At 67.7% G+C, this 25,079-nt stretch carries 13 protein-coding genes; all 13 read left to right on the top strand.

Annotation, left to right across the window (positions count from 1 at the left end; translation table 11 throughout):
• Positions 1-315: 315 nt before the first annotated feature.
• The 13 genes from HMPREF1137_RS01790 to ppdK all read left to right on the top strand — a co-directional run bounded on the left by HMPREF1137_RS01790 (position 316) and on the right by ppdK (position 24,931).
• On the top strand, positions 316-1,236 hold the full coding sequence (locus tag HMPREF1137_RS01790) for a hypothetical protein (RefSeq protein ID WP_007588184.1): 921 nt from the start codon (positions 316-318) through the stop codon (positions 1,234-1,236).
• 116 nt (positions 1,237-1,352) lie between these two features.
• Positions 1,353-2,015: a heme-binding beta-barrel domain-containing protein gene (locus HMPREF1137_RS01795; protein WP_034496324.1), complete on the top strand. Its 663-nt coding sequence runs from the start codon at positions 1,353-1,355 to the stop codon at positions 2,013-2,015.
• Complete coding sequence (gene ygfZ / locus HMPREF1137_RS01800) at positions 2,008-3,177, top strand: CAF17-like 4Fe-4S cluster assembly/insertion protein YgfZ (protein ID WP_007588197.1); 1,170 nt, start codon at positions 2,008-2,010, stop codon at positions 3,175-3,177. The genes HMPREF1137_RS01795 and ygfZ overlap by 8 nt, the downstream gene beginning before the upstream one ends.
• Complete coding sequence (dtd, locus tag HMPREF1137_RS01805; RefSeq protein WP_007588194.1) at positions 3,177-3,629, top strand: D-aminoacyl-tRNA deacylase; 453 nt, start codon at positions 3,177-3,179, stop codon at positions 3,627-3,629. The genes ygfZ and dtd overlap by 1 nt, the downstream gene beginning before the upstream one ends.
• Positions 3,630-4,419: 790 nt before the next feature.
• Positions 4,420-6,888, top strand: a complete 2,469-nt coding sequence (locus HMPREF1137_RS01810) for an ATP-dependent Clp protease ATP-binding subunit (protein WP_007588198.1) — start codon at positions 4,420-4,422, stop codon at positions 6,886-6,888.
• 186 nt (positions 6,889-7,074) lie between these two features.
• Positions 7,075-13,188, top strand: a complete 6,114-nt coding sequence (locus HMPREF1137_RS01815) for an Ig-like domain-containing protein (protein WP_007588199.1) — start codon at positions 7,075-7,077, stop codon at positions 13,186-13,188.
• Positions 13,189-13,221: 33 nt separating this feature from the next.
• Positions 13,222-14,187 (top strand): AAA family ATPase, encoded by a 966-nt coding sequence (locus HMPREF1137_RS01820; RefSeq protein ID WP_007588195.1) that lies wholly within the window; start codon positions 13,222-13,224, stop codon positions 14,185-14,187.
• Between the two features lie 50 nt (positions 14,188-14,237).
• The gene (locus HMPREF1137_RS01825) at positions 14,238-15,434 is read left to right on the top strand and encodes a DUF58 domain-containing protein (RefSeq protein WP_007588191.1); all 1,197 of its coding nucleotides are present in this window, start codon (positions 14,238-14,240) and stop codon (positions 15,432-15,434) included.
• Positions 15,431-18,112 (top strand): transglutaminase-like domain-containing protein, encoded by a 2,682-nt coding sequence (locus HMPREF1137_RS01830; RefSeq protein WP_007588174.1) that lies wholly within the window; start codon positions 15,431-15,433, stop codon positions 18,110-18,112. Before HMPREF1137_RS01825 ends, HMPREF1137_RS01830 begins: the two co-directional genes overlap by 4 nt.
• Before the next feature lie 17 nt (positions 18,113-18,129).
• The gene (locus tag HMPREF1137_RS01835; protein WP_034496332.1) at positions 18,130-19,644 is read left to right on the top strand and encodes a serine/threonine-protein kinase; all 1,515 of its coding nucleotides are present in this window, start codon (positions 18,130-18,132) and stop codon (positions 19,642-19,644) included.
• 136 nt (positions 19,645-19,780) lie between these two features.
• Positions 19,781-20,653: a PP2C family protein-serine/threonine phosphatase gene (locus HMPREF1137_RS01840; RefSeq protein WP_007588172.1), complete on the top strand. Its 873-nt coding sequence runs from the start codon at positions 19,781-19,783 to the stop codon at positions 20,651-20,653.
• Positions 20,653-21,981, top strand: coding sequence for an FHA domain-containing protein (locus tag HMPREF1137_RS01845; RefSeq protein WP_007588192.1), 1,329 nt, complete (start codon positions 20,653-20,655; stop codon positions 21,979-21,981). The genes HMPREF1137_RS01840 and HMPREF1137_RS01845 overlap by 1 nt, the downstream gene beginning before the upstream one ends.
• Positions 21,982-22,213: 232 nt before the next feature.
• Positions 22,214-24,931 carry a pyruvate, phosphate dikinase gene (gene ppdK, locus HMPREF1137_RS01850; RefSeq protein ID WP_007588193.1) on the top strand — a complete coding sequence of 906 codons (2,718 nt, stop codon included), beginning with the start codon at positions 22,214-22,216 and terminating at the stop codon, positions 24,929-24,931.
• Positions 24,932-25,079: the final 148 nt, after the last annotated feature.

Raw genomic sequence — 25,079 nt, forward strand, 5'->3', positions numbered from 1 at the left:
TCGGCGCGCATGTACGACAAAGCGCGCCGAACCGAATGCGCCTGTCGGCGCGAAGGCCGCTCGTAGCGGCAGAGTTTGGAGCCCGGGGCATACCGGTCCGGCGTGCCCCACAACTGTACGACCAGTCAACGCTGGCGCGCATCCCGTGGCGGCGTGCATCAACCCACACGGGGCGTGCGCCACAGCGCGCACCTCATCGCTGAGGCCATGGCGGCGTGAAGTGGGACCGACACCCAGCCCCACGCGCGGGCAACCCGACCCGCGCGAGTGGCCCCTGCCTCGTCAAGGGCGCAGATGTGGGACCATGGAAGCGTGATGACCTCGACCCCGCCCACGCGACCCCGAAGCGGCCCCGGCCGCGGGCGTCGCCGCGACACCCTGGCCACCCGGCACGTGCCCAACAGTATCGGTACACTCACCGTTACCCTGCTGGCGGCGGCAACCATCGTCGCGTGGTGGCTACCCGGGTCTCGCTGGAGCGTCGGTCCCATCGTTGCGCTCGCCTCCTTCCTGCTGGCCCTCGGCTGGCCGACGCTGGCGCGCTTGCACATGCCGTGGCTCGCGCAGGCAGTCCTCGCCCTGGGTGGGGCGCTCACTCCCATGGCTGTTGCCTACTGGAAGAACCTCGACATCGCAGTGCCCCTGACGGGTATCACGCTGGTCGCGCTGGTCGCGGCGACGATCCTGGACGCGCCCGCACCCCGCGATCACTCCGTGGGGCACACGAGCGAGCACTGGGGATCCACGGCCCTGAGTGCCGCGCTCGCCTCGTCGGTCACCGGCCTCCTCATCGTGACCTCCGGGTCCATGTGGGTCTCCCTGACCGTCCACGAGCGCTGGTCCGTCATCGTGCCCATGGCGGCTCTGATCGCCATCGTCGGCGCAGCGGCCGCGCGCGCCGGGCGCAGTGCGAAGGCTGGCGTCGTCGTCGCGATGGTCGCCGGTATCGTCGCGGGCCTCGTCGCAGCGTCGATCGCCTGGTTCCTCGGTCAGACCTCGGACCTGCTGCCCGTCGTCTTCCCCTTTATCGCCAAGCGTTTCGGTGAATTCGCCGCCTTCCTGACCCTGGGCGGCGTCACCGGCTTCGGCGTCGGCTTCGCCGTGTCGGTCGTCGATGCGCTCCTGGGTGAGCGCGCATCCTCCGCGCAGTTCGCCAACGTCCTGGGCCGCGGCGCCGCGAAGTTCCTGGTTGCCGCCCTTCCCGTCTACGCGATGATCCGCATCGGCGGAATCTGAGGCCCTGGGGCGCTCGGGTCTCCGCGTGGCCCGGCCCCGGCCTCGTCCCGTTCGCTGCCAGCTGCGCACGCCCCGGCTCGCGCGCCCACGTCCAGCCAAGGCGTTAGGCTGGAGTCATGATGGTGATACCTACTGACCTGCCCGCACTCGTCGCTCCCGTTGCGTGGATGCTTGGAACCTGGGAGGGGTGGGGCATGTACGCCTCCCCTGCCGCCCCCGGCCAGGAAGAAACCACCGAGGATTCCCCCGTCATCGAGGAGATCCGCGGCGACGTCGTCGGCGAGCAGATGCGCCTGGTGACCCGCGTGTACGCGGGCGTCGCCTCCGAGCCGATCGATCCCACGTGGGACGCAGCGAAGGGCCTGTCTGCTATCCAGAAGGGCGACCTGATCAGCGAAGAGACCGTGTATGTCTCCGTTGCCCCCTCCGATGCTCCGCTGCCCCCGCCCGGCCAGTACAACTCCCGCGAATTCACGGCGACCTCCGCGTCCACCGAGGGCCACAGCGCGGTGTGGGACGGCGTGAGCGTCGGCCCGCGCGTGCAGATGGTCTCCGACGCGATCGCGCTCGGTGTGGGCGCGACCCGCGTGACGCACCTGGGCCGCATGTTCGGTCTGGTCGCGGGCGAGCTCATGTGGACGCAGGAGCGCACGCTCGACGGCGAGGATGAGGCCGACGTCGAGATCTCCGGCCGCCTCATGCGCACCGCGCAGGCCTCCACTGAGTCCGGCGAGGTCATCGAGGGCATCGACGACACCCAGGGTGGCTTCCTTGTCTGAGTCCGCGCCCGATTCCGAGTTCGTCGACGAGGCCGTGGCCTCCTTCGGCGCGACCCCGCACTTCGGGGATCCGTCGGGGGAGCAGTGGGCCCTCGAGGGTGGTCGTGCGCTGGTGCGCCGCCCGGACCTGGCCGTCATCTCTGTGTCGGGGGCCGATCGGCTGACGTGGCTGACGTCGCTGGCCTCCCAGATCGTCACCGACCTCGTCCCCGGCATGAGCCGCGAGCTGCTGATCCTCTCGCCCGAGGGGCGCGTCGAGCACTGGGCGGGCGCGAGCGACGACGGGGAGGCGCTGCACCTGATCGTGGAGCGCTCGGACGTGTCGGAGTTTGTGGCGTTCCTCGAGTCGATGCGTTTTGCGCTGCGCGTCGCTGTTTCCGAGCGCGACGTCGCCGTGTTCTCCTCGGTGCGCGCGGGCGCGAATGCGCCCGAGTCCGTGGCCGGCCTGCCCGGACACCTGTGGACCTGGGAGGACCCCTGGCCCGGCGTCGTGGACGGCGGGGCCGCCTACTTCCAGGGCGAGCGTCATCCCGGCGCGCGCACCCCGATGATGTTTCACGCTGTTTCACGCGAGGCTGCGGACGAGTTCGAGGCCGCGTGGCTGTCTGCGTGCCCCGAGGCCGGCTCGCGTCGCCGCGCCGGATACCTGGCGTGGGAGGCGATGCGCATCGCCGCGTGGAAGCCGCGCCTGGGCCGCGAGACCGACGCTCGCGCGATTCCGCCCGAGGTGGACTGGCTGCGCACCGCCGTCCACACGACGAAGGGCTGCTACCGCGGGCAGGAAACCATCGCCCGCGTCCTCAACCTCGGACGGCCCCCGCGTCGCCTCACCTACTTGCAGCTGGACGGTTCTCGCGGCGACCTGCCCGCGCCCGGCACGCCCATCGAGGTCGGCGGACGCCAGGTCGGTGTCATCACCTCCTCGGCCCGCCACGCGGACGAGGGGCCGATCGCCCTCGCGCTGATCGCCCGTGCCGTGCCCGTGACGACCGTCTTCGACATTGACGGAGTCGCCGCCGCCCAGGAGGAGATCGTGCCCGTCCACGGCAAGTCCTCCGTGTCCCCGGAGACCCGACCGGGCGCCGACCTCTCGCGCGAGGCCGGCCAGCGCGGCGGTTCCACGGGCTTCGGCGGCCTGGGCTCCGCCCTGGGGTCGCGCTGATGCGCGCCGTCATCCAGCGTGCCACCTCGGGCGAGGTCCGCGTCGACGGCACCGTCGTCGGCCGCCTCGCCATCGATCCGCACGAGGCGGGGGAGAAGCGCCAGGGCCTCGTCGTCCTCCTCGGCGTCCAGCGTGGCGACGGCCCGGAGCAGGTGGCCACGGTCGCCCGCAAGATCGCCGAGCTGCGCATCCTCGACGACGAGCGTTCCGCGCTCGACGTGGGCGCCCCGATCCTCGTGATCTCGCAGTTCACCCTGTACGGGGACACCCGGAAGGGGCGCCGTCCCTCGTGGGCGCACGCCGCCCCCGGCGAGGAGGCTGAGCCTCTCGTCGACGCGGTCGTCGCCGACCTGCGAGGCCGGGGCCTGCACGTCGAAACCGGCCAGTTCGGGGCGATGATGGAGGTCTCGCTGGTCAATGACGGGCCGTTCACGGTCCTCGTCGAGGCGTAGTCGCGGGGGCTGCCCGCCGCGACTGTGCTTGCGTGAGAGTCGTGCTGTGACGCTGCGGACCAGTACGGCCGAGCAAAACTGCACTCGCACTTGCTACCGATGAGGTGTTACACCTGATCGGTAAGGTTCAACCCCTACTGATCGGGTTGAATCTTCCCGATCGGGTTGAATCCTGCCGATCGGGTTGAATACTCTCGACAGCTCCGTGTCCACGCTTGTTCCTAAGTGGTGTTACACCACTTAGGTGGGTATTACACCAGCTGGGAACTGGTGTAATGCTCCCTAACTGGTGTAATGCTCCCTAACTGGTGCAATGCCCCTTAACGGGTGTAATGCCCCTAACTAGTGCATTCCTGCGCTCAGCGGTGTGCAGTGTTTCTTGTGGGGCTAGCTGCATGGAATCTGCGTGTGGTCACAGAGCGTGGTTTCGCCCCAATGTCGCATGCAATTCCCATGGCAACCTTTCATACATTGAAACATGGTCGTTGCAATTGCAACGTTTCTGGGGGTTGGCGAAATCTGGTGTGGGGGAATTGCATGCGACTTTGGGGTGAGGCTCCCAGAGATACATGCCGATAGTTCGTGCCGTGCCCCGGCCATGGCCTCGTCCCTGGCCCGGCGTCGCCGCCTCACCCCGGCCTCGTGCCGCGCTCCGGCCCCGACCCCGGCCCTGCGCCCAGGGCGAAAGCGCGCGCACGGCGCGGGAGCTTTCCGTAGGCTGTAACCAGTCAACTGGGACAGGTGTACGCCGAGCTCGGCGAAGTGCCTGTCCTGTGAAATGAGGAGAGGCATGTTCGAACGCTTTACCGACCGCGCTCGCCGGGTCGTCGTGCTCGCGCAGGACGAGGCTCGCGGTCTCAAGCACAACTACATCGGCACGGAGCACCTGCTGCTCGGCCTGATCTCCGAGGGTGAGGGCGTCGCCGCCAAGGCCCTGGAGACGATGGAGATCAAGGGCGAGGCCGTCCGCGCCTCCGTCATCGAGATCATCGGCGAGGGAGAGAAGCCGGTCGAGGGTCACATCCCCTTCACCCCGCGCGCCAAGCGCGTCTTCGAGCTGAGCCTGCGGGAGGCCCTGCAGCTGGGCCACAACTACATTGGTACGGAGCACCTGCTGCTCGGCCTCCTCAAGGAGGGCGAGGGCGTGGCCGCCCAGGTGCTGACCAAGCAGGGCGCGGACCTGGCGCAGGTGCGTCAGACCGTCATCCAGATGCTCAGCGGCTACCAGCGCGGCGATGACGAGGGCCGCGAGTCAGTCGGTGCAGGCGTCGGTGGTTCGGGCGGTCCCGAGCGTTCCAACTCCGCGATCCTCGAGCAGTTCGGCCGCAACCTGACGCAGGCTGCGCGCGAGAACAAGCTGGACCCCGTCATCGGCCGCCGCGTCGAGATGGAGCGCGTCATGCAGGTCCTCTCGCGCCGCACGAAGAACAACCCGGTCCTGATCGGTGAGCCCGGCGTCGGTAAGACCGCGGTCGTCGAGGGCCTCGCCCAGGCGATCGTGCACGGCGACGTGCCCGAGACCATCAAGGACAAGCAGATCTACAGCCTTGACATGGGGTCGCTGGTCGCCGGCTCGCGCTACCGCGGCGACTTCGAGGAGCGCCTGAAGAAGGTCCTCAAGGAGATCCGCACGCGTGGCGACATCATCCTGTTCATCGACGAGATCCACACCCTCGTCGGTGCGGGCGCTGCTGAGGGCTCGATTGACGCAGCCCAGATGCTCAAGCCCATGCTGGCCCGCGGCGAGCTCCAGACGATCGGCGCGACCACGAACGACGAGTACCGCAAGTACATCGAGAAGGACGCGGCCCTCGAGCGCCGCTTCCAGCCGGTGAAGGTCGAGGAACCCAGCGTCGACGAGACGGTGGAGATCCTCAAGGGCCTGCGCGACCGCTACGAGGCACACCACCGCGTCATCATCACGGACGCGGCGATCCAGGCTGCCGCCGAGCTGGCGGACCGCTACATTTCGGATCGTTTCCTCCCTGACAAGGCCATCGACCTGGTTGACGAGGCCGGCGCGCGCCTGCGCATCCGTCGCATGACCGCGCCGCCGGAGCTGCGCGAGCTGGACGAGAAGATCGCCGAGGTGCGCCGCAACAAGGAGGCCGCCATCGACGATCAGGACTTCGAGAAGGCCGCGTCGCTGCGTGACGAGGAGTCGAAGCTGTCCGAGGAGCGCAAGGCGAAGGAAGAGGCCTGGAAGGGCGGCGAGTCCGACGAGATCGCCGAGGTCGGGGATCAGGAGATCGCCGAGGTCCTCGCCATGTCGACCGGCATCCCGGTCGTGCGCCTCACCCAGACCGAGACCGCGAAGCTGCTCAAGATGGAAGACGAGCTGCACAAGCGCGTCATCGGCCAGGACGAGGCCGTCAAGGCTCTTGCCCAGTCGATCCGTCGTACGCGCTCGGGTCTGAAGGATCCGAACCGTCCCGGTGGCTCGTTCATCTTCGCCGGCCCGACCGGCGTGGGTAAGACCGAGCTGGCCAAGGCCCTCGCCGAGTTCCTCTTCGGTGACGAGGATGCCCTCATCCAGCTGGATATGTCCGAGTTCTCGGAGAAGCACACGGCCTCGCGCCTCTTCGGTGCTCCTCCCGGTTACGTCGGCTACGACGAGGGCGGTCAGCTCACGGAGAAGGTCCGCCGCAAGCCGTTCTCGGTCGTCCTCTTCGACGAGGTCGAGAAGGCTCACCCGGACATCTTCAACTCGCTGCTCCAGATCCTCGAAGAGGGTCGCCTGACGGACTCGCAGGGCCGCAAGGTGGACTTCAAGAACACCGTCATCATCATGACGACAAACCTGGGTACCCGCGACATCAACAAGGGTGTCCTCACGGGCTTCCAGACCGCGGACAACTCGACGCACGACTACGGCCGCATGAAGTCGAAGGTTGCGGAGGAGCTCAAGCAGCACTTCCGTCCCGAGTTCCTCAACCGTGTCGACGACACGATCGTGTTCCCGCCGCTGACCAAGCCCGAGATTGCGCGCATCGTCGACCTGATGATCGCCAAGCTGGCCAAGCGTATGGAGGCTCAGGACATGCGCCTGCAGCTGACGGACGAGGCTCGCGAGCTGCTCGCGGATGTGGGCTTCGACCCGGTCCTGGGTGCGCGCCCGCTGCGTCGTGCGATCCAGCGCGAGATCGAGGATGCGCTGTCTGAGCGCATCCTGTTCGGAGAACTGCAACCCGGTCAGGTTGTCACCGTTGGCGTCACCGGAGAGGGTAAGGACCGCAAGTTCACCTTCAATGGAGAGTGATTTACTCGCCAATTATCTTCGACTGACAAACCAGTCACTTTGAGAGGGTGGCCCGTCGCACAGCGATGGGCCACCCTCTAGTTGTCAAGTAATCGCCCATCTGATAGATTCTCGTTAACTATTAGTATGCGGTGTAGTCGTGCCACACTATTTCTGGGGTATTGCTCACCGATCGAGAGAGGCTATATGTCCGCGAAAACGCGACACAATCGGATCAGTGCGAGGCGCCGTCTGCCGGCGTTCATCCTCGTGCTGCTCGTTGTTGCGCTCTGCATCGCGGGTGTCATCTACAAGGGCGCCGAGGTGACCCAGGTCAACGTCAACGACGGCGGCATCTGGGTGACCAACAAGTCCAAGCAGATGGTCGGCCATCTCGACTACGAGGCCCGCATCCTCGACGGCGCGCTGCGTACCGAGGCCACGAACTTCGACGTCGGCCAGGCGGGAGAGACCGTCACCGTCTCCGACCTCACCTCTCTGACCGTTGCCCCCGTCAACGTGACCCAGGTGTCCCTCGGCTCTCCAACGGCCCTGCCCGCTGGTTCGAGCGCGATGCAGGGCGGTGACGTCCTCGGTGTCCTTAATGCTGCCGACGGCACGCTGTGGACCACCTCGGCCACCGCCCCCAGCCCCGCGAGCCTCTCTGAGGGAGCAGCCCTCGCCTCGAACATGGGGGCGAGCGCCTTTGTGACCGGCCTCGACGGTTCCGTTTACTCCCTGTCCGCATCGGGCACGCTGACCACCGTGACGCACCAGGGAACGGTCGACCAGACATCGACCGGCCAGATCGAGGGGATCCCCGCCGACGCCCGCCTGAGTGTGACCGTCGTCGGCGACCAGGTTGTCGCCCTGGACTCGCAATCCAACACCCTCTTCCTCCCGGGCAACAAGCAGCTCAACCTGAGCGCGGCCGGTGTCGAGGAAGGCGGCATCCTCCAGCAGGCTGGCCCCAAGGCGGACTCCGTCCTGCTAGCCACGCCCTCGGCCCTCGTGTCGATTCCGCTGGCGGGCGGCGCTCCGACGATCACTCCCTCCACCGAGGGTGGCGTCAGCGGTACCCCCGCCGCCCCGGTTCGCCACGAAGGCTGCGCGTACGGCGCGTGGAGCGTGTCGGGCGCCTACATGCGCGCGTGCGACGACCCCTCCGCCAACAGGCAGATGGTCGTCGACACCCTCACGAGCGCGCGCGAGATCGTCTTCCGCACCAATCGCAAGGCCATCGTTCTCAACGATGTTGCGCAGGGCAGCGTGTGGCTGCCCGACTCGAACATGGTCCTCATGGACAACTGGGACGAGGTCGAGAACGAGCTCGAGGAAACCGAGGAAGAAGAGGACAGCCCCGAACTCACGAACGAGGTTGCCGACCCGCAGCAGCGCGAGGAAAACACTCCGCCCGAGGCCGTGGATGATGAATTCGGTATCCGCCCCGGGCGTTCGACGATCCTTCCCGTCCTTGATAACGACTCCGACCTGGACGGAGACGTCCTGACGGCGTCCCCGACCAGCGCTCCCGACTGGGGGTCGATCACCGTGGCGCGCAGCGGTCGTGCCCTGCAGATCACCGGGGTCGAGGACACCCAGACCGGCTCGACGTCCTTCTCCTACGAGGCCTCTGACGGCCAGGCATCAGCGGCTGCCCGCGTGCAGGTGACGATTCACCCCTATAGCCAGAATGCGGCACCGACTCAGGTGCGCGCATCGACCGTCAAGATCGGCGCGGGTGCGCAGATCCAGTACCAGGCGCTGAGCGACTGGCGCGACCCCGACGGCGACCCGATCTACCTGAAGAACGCGGAGGCCCCAGAGGGGCTGGGTGCGTCCTTCAGTGAGGACGGTTCCCTGACGCTCACCGACGCAGGAAGTGCGCCCGGCCCGAAGACCGTTGTCCTGACCGTTGCGGACGATCAGGGCGCGGAGACTCGTGGAGAGCTCATCGTGACCGTCCAGGAGGCCGGAAACCTGCCTCCTTCGGCGAATGGCGACCTCTTCCAGGCGCACCCCGGCGAGACCGTCACCCTTGATCCCCTCAAGAACGACACCGACCCCAACGGCGATCCGCTGAGCCTCGCCGCCGTCTCGGGTGCCCCGGCGGGCGCGACGATCTCGCCGGACCTGGACCGTGGCACGATTGACTTCCGCGCGACCGCGGCGGGTTCCTACTCCTTCGCCTACACCGTCTCCGACGGCATCGCGACGACGCTGGGCATCATCCGCGTCGAGGTCGTGGCCGCGTCCACGCTGCCCCCGGTCGCCGAGAACGACACGGCCGTGCTGCCTCAGGGCGGCTCCGTCCTGGTGGCTCCGCTCGGTAACGACTACGACCCCGCGGGCGGCCTGCTGTCCATCACATCGGTCAACGCTGAGAACGCTCCCGGCCTCGAGGTCGCTCTCATTGATCGTCACCTGCTGCGCGTGACCGCCCCTTCCGGCCTCGACCGCACCGCGACCTTCTCCTACACGGTCTCCAACGGCCAAGGCGAGGCCACCGCGGACGTCATGGTGATTCCCGGCGCTGCCGATCGCTCCGACCTGCCGCCCGTGCTCAAGCCCGACCGCGCCAAGGTGCGCGTCGGCGACGTGGGCACCGTGTCGGTCCTGTCGAACGACCGTTCCCCCGCCGGCCTGAACCTGCAGGTCGAGCCGACGCTCGGGTACGACCCGACGGGCGCCCTCGGCACCCCCTTCGTGACCGGAAACCAGGTGCGCCTCGAGGCCGGGGCGACCCCCGGCATCATGGACGTCACCTACTCGGTCATCGACTCCGCGGGCAACCGCGCGTCGAGTACGGTCACCTTCGAGGTGCTCGCCGCTTCCGATCAGAACCAGCCTCCGCGCCCCCGCGACATCAGCGCATGGGCTGCCGCAGGCCAGACGACGCGCATCCCGGTCACCCTCGACGGCATTGATCCCGACGGCGACTCCGTGAACCTCACGGGCCTCGACTCCTCGCCGCAGAAGGGCAGCGCCACCGCGAAGGCGACCTGGATCGAATACACGCCGAACCAGAATGCCTCCGGCACAGACTCCTTCACCTACACGGTCGTCGACCGCCAGGGTGGACGGGCCTCCGCTCGCGTGCGAGTCGCGATCTCCGCGGCCCCCTCTCTCAACCAGAACCCGGTGGCCGTGCCTGACACCGTTCTTACGCGACCGGACCGCATGGTGACCGTGAACGTCCTGTCCAACGACGTTGATCCCGACGGTGACTCCCTCACCCTGGAGGAAAACGGCCTCGAGACGGCCACTCCCGAGCTCGACCCGCAGGTCCGTTCCTCCTCGACGCTGCAGATCCGCACGCCCTCGCAGGCTGGAACCTACCTGGTTTCCTACACGGTGAGCGACGGCCGCGGCGGCTCCGCACGTGGCACCGTGACGGTGTTCGTGCAGGATGACGCGCCCCTGAAGGCTCCGATCGCACGCGACGACTACGTCGCCTACGAAGACCTGCCCACCGACGGCTCCGCCGTGCGCGTCAAGGTCCTGGAGAACGACGAGGACCCCGACGGCAGTATCGACGAGCTGTCCGTGACGACCGCAGAATCGGGCGTCTCCGTGGATGGATCCGACCTGCTGATCCCGGTCACCGACACCCTGCGCCTCGTCGTGTACACGATCACCGACCGCGACGGTCAGACCAACTCTGCCGTCGTGAACGTGCCCGGACGCGACACCACCGCGCCCTTCCTCAGTGCCGCTGGCCTGCCCATCGAGATGGACGCGGGCACCTCGCGCACGATTAACCTGTCGGACTACGTCGTCACTCGAGCGGGCCGCAGCCCCCGCCTCGTCGATGGAACGTCCCCGGTCATCCAGACCGGCCTGGACTCCGTCGTGGCCGACTCGTCGACGCAGCTGACCCTGACTGCGACCGCCACGTTCGGCGGCAACTCCGCGTTCCTCATTCAGGTCGCGGACGGCGACGCCGACGACGCGGGCACGCTGAGTGCCTCGCTGTCGCTGCCCGTGCGCATCAAGGCCACGACGAACCAGCCGCCCACCTTCGCCCCGACCGCGATCCGCGTCGAGGCCGGCGGCAGTGCCGTCACCCAGAACCTCGCGCTCGCCGTGCGTGACCCCGAGGGTACTGATGCCTCGACCTTCACCTACGCGATGGGATCCGCTCCCAGCTCCGTGAGCGCAAGCCTCGACGGCACCGTCCTGACGGTTTCCGCCCCCGAGGAGGCGACCGCTGGATCCGCCGGTTCCATCGCCGTGAGTGTCACCGACGAGCAGGGCAACACCGTTAACGCCTCGATCCCCGTCGAGATCGTGACGACGACGAAGCCACGCATCCAGGTGCCCCCCTACTCCGTGAATGCGAAGGTCGGGGAGACCGTCATCGTCGACGTTGCCTCGCGCGCCACCAACCCCTTCCCGGACACGCCGATCTCTCTTGTCGGAGCCGCAGTCTCCCTCGGTGACGCGGACATCGCATCCTCTGGGACGTCGGTCATGGTGACCCCGCGCTCTGCGGGCACGATCTCCGTGGGCTACCAGGTCAACGACAAGCTCGGCGATCCTTCGCGCGTCGTGCAGGGCACGATCACGGTGACCGTGACGGGCAAGCCGGATGCGCCGACGAACGTCCAGGCCGAGGCCGTGGGGACCAACGCGGCGCGGGTGACGTTCAGCGCGCCGGCCTCGAACGGCTCTCAGATCACCGGTTACCGCCTCTACGACGCCACCGGCACGAAGGTCGCCGACTGTTCGTCCACCGTGTGTGTCGTGAGTGGACTGACCGTGGGACGCTCCTACACCTACACTGTGACCGCTGTGAACGCCATCGGTGAGTCCGCGCATTCCGCATCCAGCTCGGTGAGCATCTCCGGGGCGCCGAGTCAGCCTGCTAAGCCCACGGTGACGGCCGGAAACACCACGATCGACGTGTCGTGGACCGCGCCCGCCGAGAACGGTTCGCCGATCACCGGCTACACGGTCACCGCGTCGACCGCTAACGGCCCGGCCGCCAGCTGCAGCACGACCGGTGGTGACACGTCGTGCACCATCTCGGGCCTGCGCAACGGCGAGAACTACACGGTGACGGTCGTCGCGCGCAACGCCAGGGGTGACTCCCCGGCATCGTCCGGCGCTCAGGCGATCCCGACGGCTCCGCGCGTCGGCCCCGATCAGCCGACTATCACGAACGGCAACACGATCCAGCAGCGCGATGGCAACGGAGCTCTGCTCACCATCACCTGGTCCCTGGGTAGTTCCGGCAGCGCCGAATGGGGCGAGACGGTCGTGTCGGTCAACGGCATGACGAAGAAGGTCCCGGGGGGCCAGACCAGTACCCAGATGACGGTCCCCTACGGCACGGCCCTCACCGCCTACGTGACCGTCAGCAACAAGAACGGCGACACGGCGACCTCCCCGGGCTACGTCATTCCGGCGCTCGTCCACGAGGACCTCGCTCCTCCCAAGACGATCCCGGTTGCTCCCGATGCGCCCAACGTGCGCACGCCCATCAACAATGAGTGGGGCAAGCTGAGCGTCTATGGCGCGAGGGTGAAGGAAGGCAACGGCTTCAAGGCCGCCGACCTGACCCTGTTCTACACGCATGACCCCAATGGGTGTAACGCGAGTGCGAACGAAGTGGGTATGGAGGACTTCAATATCGGTACTCTTACGGCCGGAGCCACGATGACCTACTACTTCTGCCAGCGCGGTAAGAAGGATGATGGCTCCTTCGTGTGGGGTCCCACCACGGCCGCCTCCGGCGTCGTCGGCAACGGCCAGCGCGACGGCGGCGGCGGTGACGCCGGGGATCAGATCCCGACCTTCGTGGTTCAGACCAGCGTCAGTGGCACGTCGGTGAGTGCAAAATTGAATACTCCTAGCGGCGTGACGATCGCCAAGACCGAGATCTGGATCGCGGAATTGGAAGGAACGACCAAGCAGACCGTGGTTGGTCCGCTCACCGATTGGTGGGCCGGTGACCTCCCGCCCGGCCGTGACCTCACGCTAGTCGTCCAGGTCACCGGTACTAAGGGGCAGCATCGCGAGGTGAGGACCACGTTCAGGACCGCCGAACAACCCACCAGCATTGACGCGACCTTCGAAGGGAAGATGGCCTGCGGAAACGGGCAGGAGTGCGGCTCGATGACGCTGCACGCCGTGAACGCCCAGAAGTTCCAATCCGATGTCACCATCGTGTGCAGCGTCAAGACCGGACGCCCCGCGACCATCACCGAGTTCCGCTTCTCGCGGGATAACCCCCAAGTTACGGGTATCCTGACCGAGGCCACGACGGCGGCAGAGCTCCTGGCCAAGCACCCCGTCACCGCCTGTCGCGCCGAATAGACCACCCCCCGCCACACAACAAAAGGTAGAAACATGACCCTTTCCATTGAGGATGCAACCAGGTTCGCCCAGGTCTTCAAGGGCCTCGTCGACGGCGTGTCCGTGGCGGTCCTGGACAAGCGCCAGGCCGTGCGACTCGCTCTGACGACGATGTTCGCCGGCGGCCACCTCCTGCTCGAGGACGCTCCCGGCACCGGTAAGACCGCCCTGGCGCGCGCCATCAGTGCCGTCATCGACGGCACGCACTCGCGCATCCAGTTCACCCCGGACCTGCTGCCCTCGGACATCACCGGCGTCAACATGTTCAACCAGAAGACCGGCGAGTGGGTCTTCCACGCCGGCCCCGTCTTCGCGGAAATCGTCCTGGCCGACGAGATCAACCGCGCCTCGCCCAAGACGCAGTCCGCCCTCCTCGAGGTCATGGAAGAGGCCCAGGTGACGGTCGACGGCGTACGCCGCCCCGCCCCCCAGCCCTTCATGGTCATCGCGACCCAGAACCCCGTCGAGCAGGCCGGCACCTACCCGCTGCCCGAGGCCCAGCTGGACCGATTCCTCATGAAGACCTCGATCGGCTACCCCTCGCGTAGCGCCATGATCGACGTCCTCGACGGCTCCGCCTCCCCGGACCGTTCGAAGAACCTGCGCCCCATCGTCAGCGGTCAGGACATCGTCGCCTGGGCCGCCCTGGCCTCGGCGAACCACACGGACCGCGCTGTCCTCGACTACGTGGCCGCGCTGGCGGAAGCCACCCGTGAGGACGAGTCCTCGCTGCTGGGTGTGTCCACCCGTGGCGCCATCGGTATGGTGCGCTGCGCCCGCGTGTGGGCGGCCGCGCAGGGACGTAACTTCGTCCTGCCCGACGACATCAAGGCCCTCGCGGTGCCCGTGTGGGCCCACCGCGTTATCGTCGACCCCGACGCCGCGTTCTCCGGCGCGACCGCCGAGGGCGTCATCCAGCGTGCCCTGACCTCCGTGCCCGCTCCCGCGGTCGGCGCGTAAGGATCCATCCGGACACAACGATGACAGGGACGCGTACGGACACCCCCACGATGGTCTCGCCCCGCAGGGCGAAGGCCGGTCCTTCGCATCCCCTGAAAGCCCTCGCCTCGGCGGTTACGCCGATCGGCTGGGCGGTCATCATCTTCATCATTGCGGGCCTGGCAATCGCGGTTACGCTCGAATGGGTCGAGGCCCTCGCCTGCGCGCTCGCGGGTGCCGTCGCGCTGTTGATCGCGGCGCTGCGCGTCGCCTGGCGTCCCCCGCACCTCGTGTCGATCCGCGTGCCGAACGAGCGCATCGTCGCAGGCCAAACGGCCGTCGGCGAGATTTCGGTGCGCAACGAGCGCTCACGCTCGGTGCGTTCGGGCATCATCGAGCTGCCGATCGGCTCGGGGACCGGTGAATTCGTCGTGCCGCCGCTGGGTGCGCACGAGACCTGGGACGAGATGTTCCTGATCTCCTCGCGTCACCGAGGCCTCATCAACATCGGGCCCGCGCGAGCCGTGCGCTCGGACGCGCTGGGTCTGCTGCGTCGCGTGCGTATGTGGGACGAGCCCGTCGTCCTGCACGTGCATCCGCGCACCGTGCGCGTTCCCTTCGACGCGACAGGCTTCCAGCTGGACGTCGAGGGCGTGTCCACCGGCAAGCTGTCCAGCTCCGACGTGTCCTTCCACGCCCTGCGCGACTACGAGCCGGGCGATGATCGACGCGCCGTACACTGGCAGTCCACCGCGCGCCTCGGCAAGCTCATCGTGCGCCAGTACGAGGAGACGCACCGCTCCCACCACGTCATCGTCCTCGATACGTCCCGCGACGCCTGGGATCACGATTCCTTCGAGACCGCGGTGTCGGTCGCGGGATCGCTGGGCCTGGCGAACCTGCGCGAGTCGCGTCCCGTGTCGCTGACGACGACGGAGTCCTGGCTCCCGTCCGGTCACGCGATGCGGATGCTCGACGCGCTGTCCGAGGTCTCGTCGCGCTCCTTTGGGGATCTTCCCCTGCGCGTTCGCGAGGCCGTGGCGCAGCGCCCCGGCGTCTCCGCGCTCACGCTCATCGTCGGCCCGCAGGTGAGTGACAGCGAGGCGGCGCACCTGGCCCGCCTGGCACCCATTGACGTGCCCGTGTCTATCATCCGTATCGGTGCCGAGGGCAAGCGAGCTCGCCGCGACCTGGGCCGAGGTATCCTGCTTGACTGTTCCACGCTGGACGACCTGCCGCGCATCATTGTTGCCGGGGGGCTGGCATGAGCGACACCGTCAACACCAAGCCGCGCGCCCAGCGCATTGATCCCCAGGCTCAGCCCGAGGAGGCCTCGACGCAGGTACGCGAGGTCAGTGAGAGCACGGACGCGACCGAGATTCGCGAGGCCGGCCCGAGCACACGGCCGTCACCCGCCTCCGAGGGCCCTAAGTCCAAGACGACGCGCAACCGTCTGCTGACGATTACGCAGCGCTTTTCGACCTACCGTACCCGGCTGCCGATCTGGTCCCTCCTGGTTCTCGCGCTGCTTTTCGCAGGACCCGTCTGGGCCTTCGAGCCCGTGTTCGGTGGGGGAGTGGGCGCCATCGCCGCCGGTGCAGGCGTCGCCTGCGGCCTGGCCTTGGCCGCCGCCGCGACGCGCTGGCGCTGGGACGCGGTGACGAGTGCGCTCGGCGTTCTTGCCACCTACTTCCTGCTGGGAAGCGCCGCAGCGCTGCGCTCCGAGGCGCTCTTCGGCGTCCTGCCCACCGGCAAGACGCTGCAGGTCATGGTCTTGGGTTCCTTCCGCGCCTGGAAGGACCTCCTCACGCTGACGGCGCCCGTGTCGGTCTACTCCGGCCCCGCCCTCGTGCCGTGGATGAGCGGCCTGCTCCTCGCTTTCCTCGCCGGTGTCGTCACCGCGCGATTTGGCCGTGCGGTCCTGGGCTCCATCCCCCTCGTCCTCATGGGCGTCATCGCGGTCTTCTTCGGCCTTGCGAAAAACCCGCTGCCCCTGTGGGTGGTCCTGATCTGGTGGGCGCTCCTGGCCGCCTGGTGGGCGGGTGCCGCGCAGTATCAGCGCATCACCCTGGGCCAGGATGTCCTCGTGGGCCGATCGAGCGCCCCCGGCACGGACAACACCGTCGGACGCGAGTCTCGCTCGACCGTCTACGTGTGGACCCGCCTCGTGGGCGCGCTTGCGGTGCTCGCGGTCTCCGTGGGCGTCGCTCTGCCCGCCGCCTCCTACTTGGGCAAGTCCGGCACGCGCGTCGTGGGACGCGACCTGGTCCAGCCGCCGCTCGACATCCAGGCCTACCCCTCTCCGATGTCCTCGTTCCGCCATTACACGACGGACCTGAAGGACGAGACTCTCATGACCATCTCCGACTTGCCGGAGAATCAGCGCGTGCGTATCGCCGCGATGGACGTGTACGACGGCACGACCTTCGGCATGTCGAACAAGCGCGACGATACGCACACGGGGTATATCCCGGTCGAAACGACGATCCCCGGCCGTGTCGAGGGGCAGTCCGTCGTGACGGTGGAGACCAGAGGGATGTCCGGGCCGTGGGTGCCCGTGCTGGGTGAGCCCTCGCAGATTACCTTCACGGGCAGCGCCGCCACCGCCCAGAAGGATGGCCTGTTTGTCGACACGTGGGCGAACGCCGCGCTGACGACCGGCCCCGCTGGGACGATGAGCTACAACGTGACGACCACCTTCACGGCCCCCGTGCGCGACGAGGACCTGGCTTCCCTCGCGGTCATGCCTTTCAACATGTCCGATACCAACGTGCCCGACGCTGTAGCCACGAAGGCCGCTGAGATCACGCAGAACGCGTCGACCGTGTTGGCGGCCGCGCGCGCGATCGAGCACTACCTGTCGACGAACGGCTTCTACCTCAACGAGAACACGCAGTTCTCCCGCCCGGGCGTGCGGGCCGACCGTCTTGAGCGCATGCTCTCCGAGGACGGCGACCTCATCGGTGACGACCAGCAGTATTCGGCGCTGATGGCGCTCATGCTGCATCAGCTGGGTATCAACGCCCGCGTGGTCATGGGCGCCTACCCGGAGGGTGGCTCCCAGGGCGGTGCCGCGAGCCTGCGCGGTTCCGATATTCGCGCGTGGGTCGAGGTCGAGTTCGCGGGTGGCAACTGGGCGGTCTTCGACCCGACGCCGCCGCGCGACCACACGCCGCAGACGCAGGTCCCCAAGCCTCGTAGCGTGCCGCGTCCGCAGGTGCTGCAGCCGCCGGAGCCCCCGGAGGCTCCCGCCGAGCTGCCGCCGACGACGCGCGACCAGAACGCTGATCCGATGGCGCCCCCGGAGGAGCCTTTCCCGTGGGGAGTCGTTGCCGGTATTTCGGGTGGCATCCTGCTCCTGCTGCTGCCGCCGCTGATGGTCCTGCTCTTCAAGGCGGGTCGCCGGAGGCGTCGTCGCCGCGCTGCCGCCGCGGATGCGCTTGTCGGCTCCTGGGACGAGGTCGTGGATCTCGCCGCGGACTCCGGCCTGCGTATTGATGTGGGACGCACGCGTCAGGAGACCGCCTGGTCGCTGGCCTCACAGTGGGACCTCGGCGAAGACCCGGGCGACCCCTTCACGCTGGTGACGGGCGAGGTTCGCCATGGTGATGACGGATCGACGGATTCCGTCGAGGTGGACGAGCCCGAGGCCGGTCAGGGGCGCTACGTGATCGACGGCTGGAGCCGCTTCGGTGACGACGTGCCCGCCCCGGTCGTGATCGCCCGCTACGCGGACGTCGCAAACTTCGCGTCTAACGGCGCCTCCCGCGACCGTGCGCGTGATGCATGGGAGCAGGTGGGTGCCCTGCGCTCCCAGGTGGGCAAGCGTGCCGGATTCTTTGCGCGCGTTCGTCGCGCGCTGTCCCTGCGCAGCCTGCGCATGCGCCGCAAGCTGCGCCTGAGTGCGTCAATCGCGCGCACGATGAACGAGGAGGAGAATCAGTGACCCCTCCGGTTGCGGGCATGAAGGGCCCTGATATTCCCGGCTTCCAGTGGGTGCGCCCGTTGGGACAGGGTGGCTTCGCTGACGTCTTCCTGTACCGTCAGGAGCTGCCCAGTCGTGAGGTGGCCATCAAGGTCGTGCGCACGCAGGGCGACGAGCGCGGCACGAAGGAACTGCACCGCGAAGCTGATGCGATGACCCTGCTGGCAGGCCACCCCTCGGTCGTTGAGTTGCACGGAGTGGGGACGACGGCGGACGGTCGCGCCTACCTGATCATGGAGTATTGTCCGGTGGCGGATCTGCTCACGCAGGTGCGTGCGCGCCCGATGTCACTCGAGAAGGCCCTCGATACCATGATCAAGATCAGTGGCGGCGTGGAGATGTTCCATCGCCAGGGCTACGTGCACCGCGACATTAAGCCGTCGAACATCATGCTGGATTCCTACGGCAAGCCTGTGCTCGCGGACTTCGGCGTGGCCTCGAAAGTTGGGCAGCTGGAAGTCGGTGCCTTCGATGGTTTTTCGGTGCTGTGGGCGCCTCCGGAGCAGCAGGACGTGAATTCTCCGGCCTCGCCCCTGCAGGACGTGTGGGCGCTGGCGGCGACGACGTGGACTTTCGTGACGGGGCGCAGCCCCTTCGAGGATCCGATCGGCGATAACTCGGCCGCCTCCATCGCGAACCGCGTGCAGCGCGGACGCATGCGTGGCCTGGGCCGCGCGGATGCTCCGGCGGAGCTGGAGCGCGTGCTGCGCGCCGCGATGACGATTGATCCGAACGAGCGCACGCCCTCTGCGATGGAGTTCGGCCAGGGTCTGCAGCGCGTTCAGCAGGAGCTCGGCCTGCCGCGCACCGAGATGGAGATCAAGGAGAAGCGATCCAAGGCTGTCGCTCCCGTCTCTGGTGATCAGAAGACGCGTCTGCGCGGCGCCCCGCTGATCGACCCAGATGCGACGCGCCTGCGCTCCTCGGCCTCGTACTCCTTCGAGGGTGGGGCCGGCTCCGGCGGTGTCGAGGCCGTGGCGGACTCGTGGAAGATCGAGCGTTCCGCGGACGCGGACGAGGTTTCGGCTCGCCGCGTCGTCGAAGGATCCGCGGCGGCCAAGAAGGGCATGTCGCCTGTGGCGGGTGTGCTCCTGGCGCTGCTGGCTGCGGTGATCGCGGCCGGCCTCGTGGTGGGGATGCTCCGCGGCCAGGGGTCGTTCACGCGAATCTCTCCCGCGCCTCAGGCGACGAGCCCCTCCGCGGCTCCGGGCGATGCGTTGGGCGCTGCTCCCCCGAAGGTGTCTGGTCTGGTCGGGGAGTACTCCGACGGAATGGTGACCTGGACGTGGACGGCGCCTGTGGGACCCGCTCCCGCGGACATCTTGTACGCCTATGAGGGGTCTGGTGCAGCCGGTGCTTCGCGTGGTCGCGTGGAGACGGCGAGCGTAACCGTCGACGGTGCGAGCGGTGAGAACTGTATCGAGATCACGACGGTGTCTCGTTCGTCCGGACGCATGTCGGACCCGGTGCAGGCCTGCGTGGAGGTCCCGTGACACACATCATTCAATCGGTTCGCTTTTCTTGCCCGCAGTCCGTCGGTGTCAGACGAGACGCCGGTCACGTCGGGTGTAAAATGGTCAGTATCGCGCGTAGTCCCTCGCGCTCAACGCAGCTAAAGGATGAAGGCACATGTCTCTAGAAGAACATGCGGAACGACCCGCAGTTCGATGGGGCGCGTCGACCGACATCGGTCCGGTCCGCTCCGAGAATGAGGACTCGTGGCTGGCGGTTCCTCCTGTCTTCGCTGTCGCAGACGGGATGGGCGGTCACCTGGGGGGTGCGCAGGCCTCGTCGAAGGCTGTCATTACGCTGCAGGAGTATCTGAGCCCTCAGCGCCTCGGCAATCGTCCTGTCGACCTCGTGGACCTGTCTGTGGCGATCGACGCGGCGGCCACGGCGGTCGCTTCCTTGGCGCCAGCCGACAATCCGATGAGCGCGCCCGGTACGACGCTGTCGGGGCTCATGGTGCTGCGCACCACGGAAGGGCCCTACTGGCTGTCATTTAACGTGGGTGATTCGCGCGCCTATGTCGTGGGCGGCGGAGGCATCCGACAACTCACTCACGACCATTCGGCACTGCAGGAGGCACGTGACCTTGCGGCCACCTCCGGCGCTCCGCGTGTGATCCCTCCCGCAAATGTTGTAACAAAGGCGCTGGGGGCCGGCCAGACCGGAAGTGTGAAAGCCGACTACACAATCATGCCGCTGGAAGAGGGTGATCGGGCCGTTATCTGTACAGATGGTGTGCACGGCGTCCTCAGTGATTCGCAGATTCATGCGGTTGTTGCGGCCGGTGACGGTCCGCAGGGTACCGCTGACAGACTCGTTCGAGCGTCGCTGGAGGCGGGTACTCGGGACAATACGACCGCTGTTGTAGTTTACGCAGGAACCAAATCACGAGTAACATTGACAGCGAATGTCATGAATCGAATGATTCAACCAGTACGTCCGGCGTCGATTGAGACCGCTCGCCGGGTTCCTCGTAGAGAAGGCAGTAACTGATGCTTCAGATTGGACGCTTCCTGTGTCGCGGACAGGGCGCGATGCTCGTCACGGGCCCCCTCGGTGCGGCACTGGTTCCGCTCGACTTCGCGGACTCCGCCGCCGACGTGGTGTGGGGACGCGCCGACACCCAGGCGTGGCTGGCCCACGTCCAGGCCGAAAAGGGCGACGTCCTGCTGCTGGACTGCGCGGGCGAGCAGCCCTACCTGACCGTGCTGGGCAACATTCAGCTGCGCATGCGCGCCGCCGGTCAGATCACCGAACAGGTGTGGACCGACCCGATCTGGGCGTGGCCCTTCAACCCCGGCGAGTGGCAGACCTTCGAGGCCACCATCATCGACGGCGACGAGGTGACCTGGATGGTGCCCGCCGCCGACCGCGTCGAGGCAGGCGAGATCCGCATTGGTCGCGCGCTCGACGAGGTCGAGGCCCTCGCCTCGATGCCCGTCGACACCATGGGCTTCCTCATCAACCCCGACATCCCGGACCATGAGCGTCGCGCCCGTCGCGAGGCCCGCGAGGAGCTGCCGGAACCGTCCGTGCACACCGCCTCCGTGGATCTGGCCGCCGTCGAGGCCCAGTTCCTCGCCGCGACCAGCAACGGCCCCGTGTCGCTGGCCCCCGCGTCGCGCAACCCCGACACCGACGATGCGCCTGAGGCCCCCGAGGCCTCGGACGAGCAGGTCGAGGAAGAGCCGCACGAAGAGGCGCCTGTGAAGGATGCCGAGCAGCCCTCCGGTGAGCTCTACGTCGTCGCCGACGCCGAGGAGCCGCCGGTCGACACCGCTGAGTCCGCCGAGCGTGCGGGCGGTTTCGGCGAGTCCGGCACCCCGGCCTCGTCCGAGGTTGTCGCTGAGGCTCCCGTCGCTGAGCCTCCCGCCATCCCCGAGGCCATGAGCGCCGAGGGCCTGGCTGACCTGGGCGCCGAGACCGACACGGAGGCGACCATCCTGCGTCTCGCCCCCGCGAACTCGGGCCCCGCTGCCCCCGTCGCCTTCCTGATCCACGGTGGTACCGTGCCCGTCGAGGTCTCCCGTGACGTCGTCATCGGCCGTGACCCCGACGCGCGTGCGCTGACCGGCCGTCCCGTGGCTACGGTCCTGCGCGTGCCCAGCCCGCAGACCGAGATTTCTCGCTCGCACTGCGCCGTCATGATGACGACCCCCGGCTCTTGGGCCCTCATGGACCTGGGCAGTGCGAACGGCACCGTCCTGCGTCACGCCGACGGCTCGTTCCAGGACGTCACCCCCATGGTGACGATTGCCCTGAACGACGGCGACCTCATCGACGTGGGCGAGGGAACCACGATCGAGTTCCGCGTGCGCTGACACGGCTGATTGACGCAGGTGGGGCGGGCCTTCGGGCCTGCCCCACCTGCATTTTTGTTGCTTTCTCGCGAGTGGGTGATACCGGGAAAGGTTCTCCTGCCTCGTCTATGTAAGGACAATCATGCTCTCGCGCGCCTTGAGGTGACCTTGGTCCCTTGATGCGTGTATCCTTACCCCTGGTAGCGGCCCACAGGTGGGCCGGTCATCGCATACAAGGAAGTTGAGAACCACGATGGTCAAGTACGTATACGACTTCTCCGAGGGCGACAAGTCCATGAAGGACCTCCTCGGAGGAAAGGGAGCCAACCTCGCCGAGATGACGAAGCTCGGTCTGCCCGTTCCCCCCGGCTTCACGATCACCACCGAGGCGTGCCGCGCATACCTCAAGGAGTCGACGGTTCCCGAGTCGCTTGCCACCGAGGTCACCACCGCCCTGCGCGGCGTCGAAGACCAGATGGGCCGCCACCTCGGCGATCCCTCCGACCCGCTCCTCGTCTCCGTGCGAAGCGGTGCCAAGTTCTCCATGCCCGGCATGATGGAAACCGTCCTGAACATCGGCCTCAACGATGAGTCCGTTCTCGGCCTTGCTGCCGTTAGCGGTAACGAGCGCTTCGCGTGGGACTCCTACCGCCGCCTCATCCAGATGTTCGGCAAGACCGTTCTCGACATCGACGGCGACCTCTTCTCCGACGCCCTCGACGAGCTCAAGGCCGCGCGCGGCGTGAAGGGCGACACCGAGCTGACCGCCGAGGACCTCAAGGGCCTCGTCGACACCTTCAAGGGCATCGTCAAGGAACAGACCGGCAAGGACTTCCCGCAGGACCCGCGCACCCAGATGGACATGGGCATCGAGGCCGTGTTCCGCTCCTGGAACACCGAGCGCGCCCGCATCTACCGCCGCCGTGAGCGCATCCCCCACGACCTGGGCACCGCCGTCAACATCTGCACCATGGTGTTCGGCAACATGGGCGAAAACTCTGGCACCGGCGTGTGCTTCACCCGTGACCCCTCCTCCGGCCACTCCGGCGTCTACGGCGACTACCTCGAGAACGCGCAGGGCGAGGACGTCGTTGCGGGCATCCGCAACACCCTGCCCCTGTCCGCCCTCAAGGAGATCAACAAGCCCGTCTACGACGAGCTGCGCGCCATCATGCGCAAGCTCGAGACCCACTACCGCGACATGTGTGACATCGAGTTCACCGTCGAGCGCGGCAAGCTGTGGATGCTCCAGACCCGCGTCGGCAAGCGCACCGCCGCCGCCGCGTTCCGCATCGCCACCCAGCTCCTGGGCGAAAAGCTCATCACCCGTGATGAGGCCCTGGGCCGCGTCACCGGCGACCAGCTCACCCAGCTGATGTTCCCGCAGTTCGACGCCAAGGCTGAAAAGGAGCTCATCGCTCGCGGCATGGCCGCCTCCCCGGGCGCCGCCGTCGGCAAGATCGCCTTCAACAACGCCCAGGCCGTCGAGGCCGCCGATAAGGGCATCAAGACCGTCCTCGTGCGTCGCGAGACTAACCCCGATGACCTGCCCGGCATGGTCGCCGCCGAAGGCGTCCTGACCGCCCGTGGCGGCAAGACCTCGCACGCCGCCGTCGTCGCCCGCGGCATGGGCAAGACCTGCGTGTGTGGCGCCGAATCCCTCGTCATCGACGAAGCCGCCGGCACCGTTACCATCGGCGACCTGGTCCTCACCGCCGACGACACCATCGCCATCGACGGCCAGACCGGCGAGATCTTCCGCGGCGAGGTCCCCGTCGCCGACTCGCCCGTCACCACCTACCTGGCAGACGGCCTCGAGGCCGGCATCGCCGCCGCCGGCGAGGACCAGGGCACCCGCGAGCTCGTCGAGGCTGTTGACAAGCTCCTCGGCCACGCCGACAAGGTCCGCCGCCTGCGCGTGCGCGCCAACGCCGACACCCCCCTCGACTCCAAGCGCGCCATCGCCTTCGGCGCCGAGGGCATCGGCCTGTGCCGCACCGAGCACATGTTCCTGGGTGAGCGTCGCCCGCTCGTTGAGCGCGCGATCCTCTCGGCCCCCGATTCCGACGAGCGCCAGGCCGCCTTCAACGAGCTCGAGAAGCTCCAGAAGCAGGACTTCCTCGAGATGCTCGAGGTCATGGACGGCAAGGCCATGACCGTGCGCCTCATCGACCCGCCGCTCCACGAGTTCATGCCCGCCCTCATCGAGCTGGAGACGAAGGTCGCCGTCGGCAAGGCCACCGGTACCCTCGACCCCGCCGACGAGGCCATGCTCGTCGAGGTCCGTCGCATGCACGAGCAGAACCCCATGCTGGGCCTGCGCGGCGTGCGCCTGGGCATCTACCTGCCCGGCCTGTTCGCCCTGCAGATGCGCGCCCTGTGCGAGGCAGCCGCCGAGCTCGTGGCCCGCGGCCTCAACCCGCGTCCCGAGATCATGGTCCCGCTCGTCGGCTCCGTGCGTGAGCTCCAGCTCGTGCGCGAGGAAGGCGAAGGCATCATCGCCTCCGTCGCCGCCGCCCACGGCGTGGACCTGTCCGGCGTGTCCATCGGCGCCATGATCGAGCTGCCGCGCGCCGCCATGACCGCCGAGGACCTCGCCGAGGAAGCCGACTTCTTCTCCTTCGGCACCAACGACCTGACGCAGACCGTGTGGGGCTTCTCGCGCGACGACGTCGAGGGCGTGTTCTTCCCGCAGTACATCGAGGCCGGCATCTTCGGCGTCTCCCCCTTCGAGTCCATCGACGTCCACGGCGTGGGCACCCTGGTCTCCGAGGGCGTGCGCCGCGCCCGCTCCACCAAGCCGAACATCAAGCTCGGCGTGTGTGGCGAGCACGGTGGCGACCCGCAGTCGATCCACTTCTTCCACAACGTGGGTGTCGACTACGTGTCCTGCTCCCCGTTCCGAGTCCCCGTCGCCCGCCTCGAGGCTGGCCGCGCCGCGGTCGAGGATCACGTGGACATGACCGCCTGATTGCTGGCGCTTGCTCTGCTGAGTAGCGCTGATTGAGCGCGGCGAGGCCGCGGCCGGGAAACCGGTCGCGGCCTCGTTTCGTGTGGGTGCTTGTGGCTCCACGGGTGTTCCGGGCGCCGGAGGCCCCGGCCGCTGTGTGCGCCGGTGG

Origin of the sequence: Actinomyces sp. ICM39 (assembly GCF_000282935.1) — a bacterium.
In the GTDB taxonomy this organism is placed as follows: domain Bacteria; phylum Actinomycetota; class Actinomycetes; order Actinomycetales; family Actinomycetaceae; genus Pauljensenia; species Pauljensenia odontolytica_B.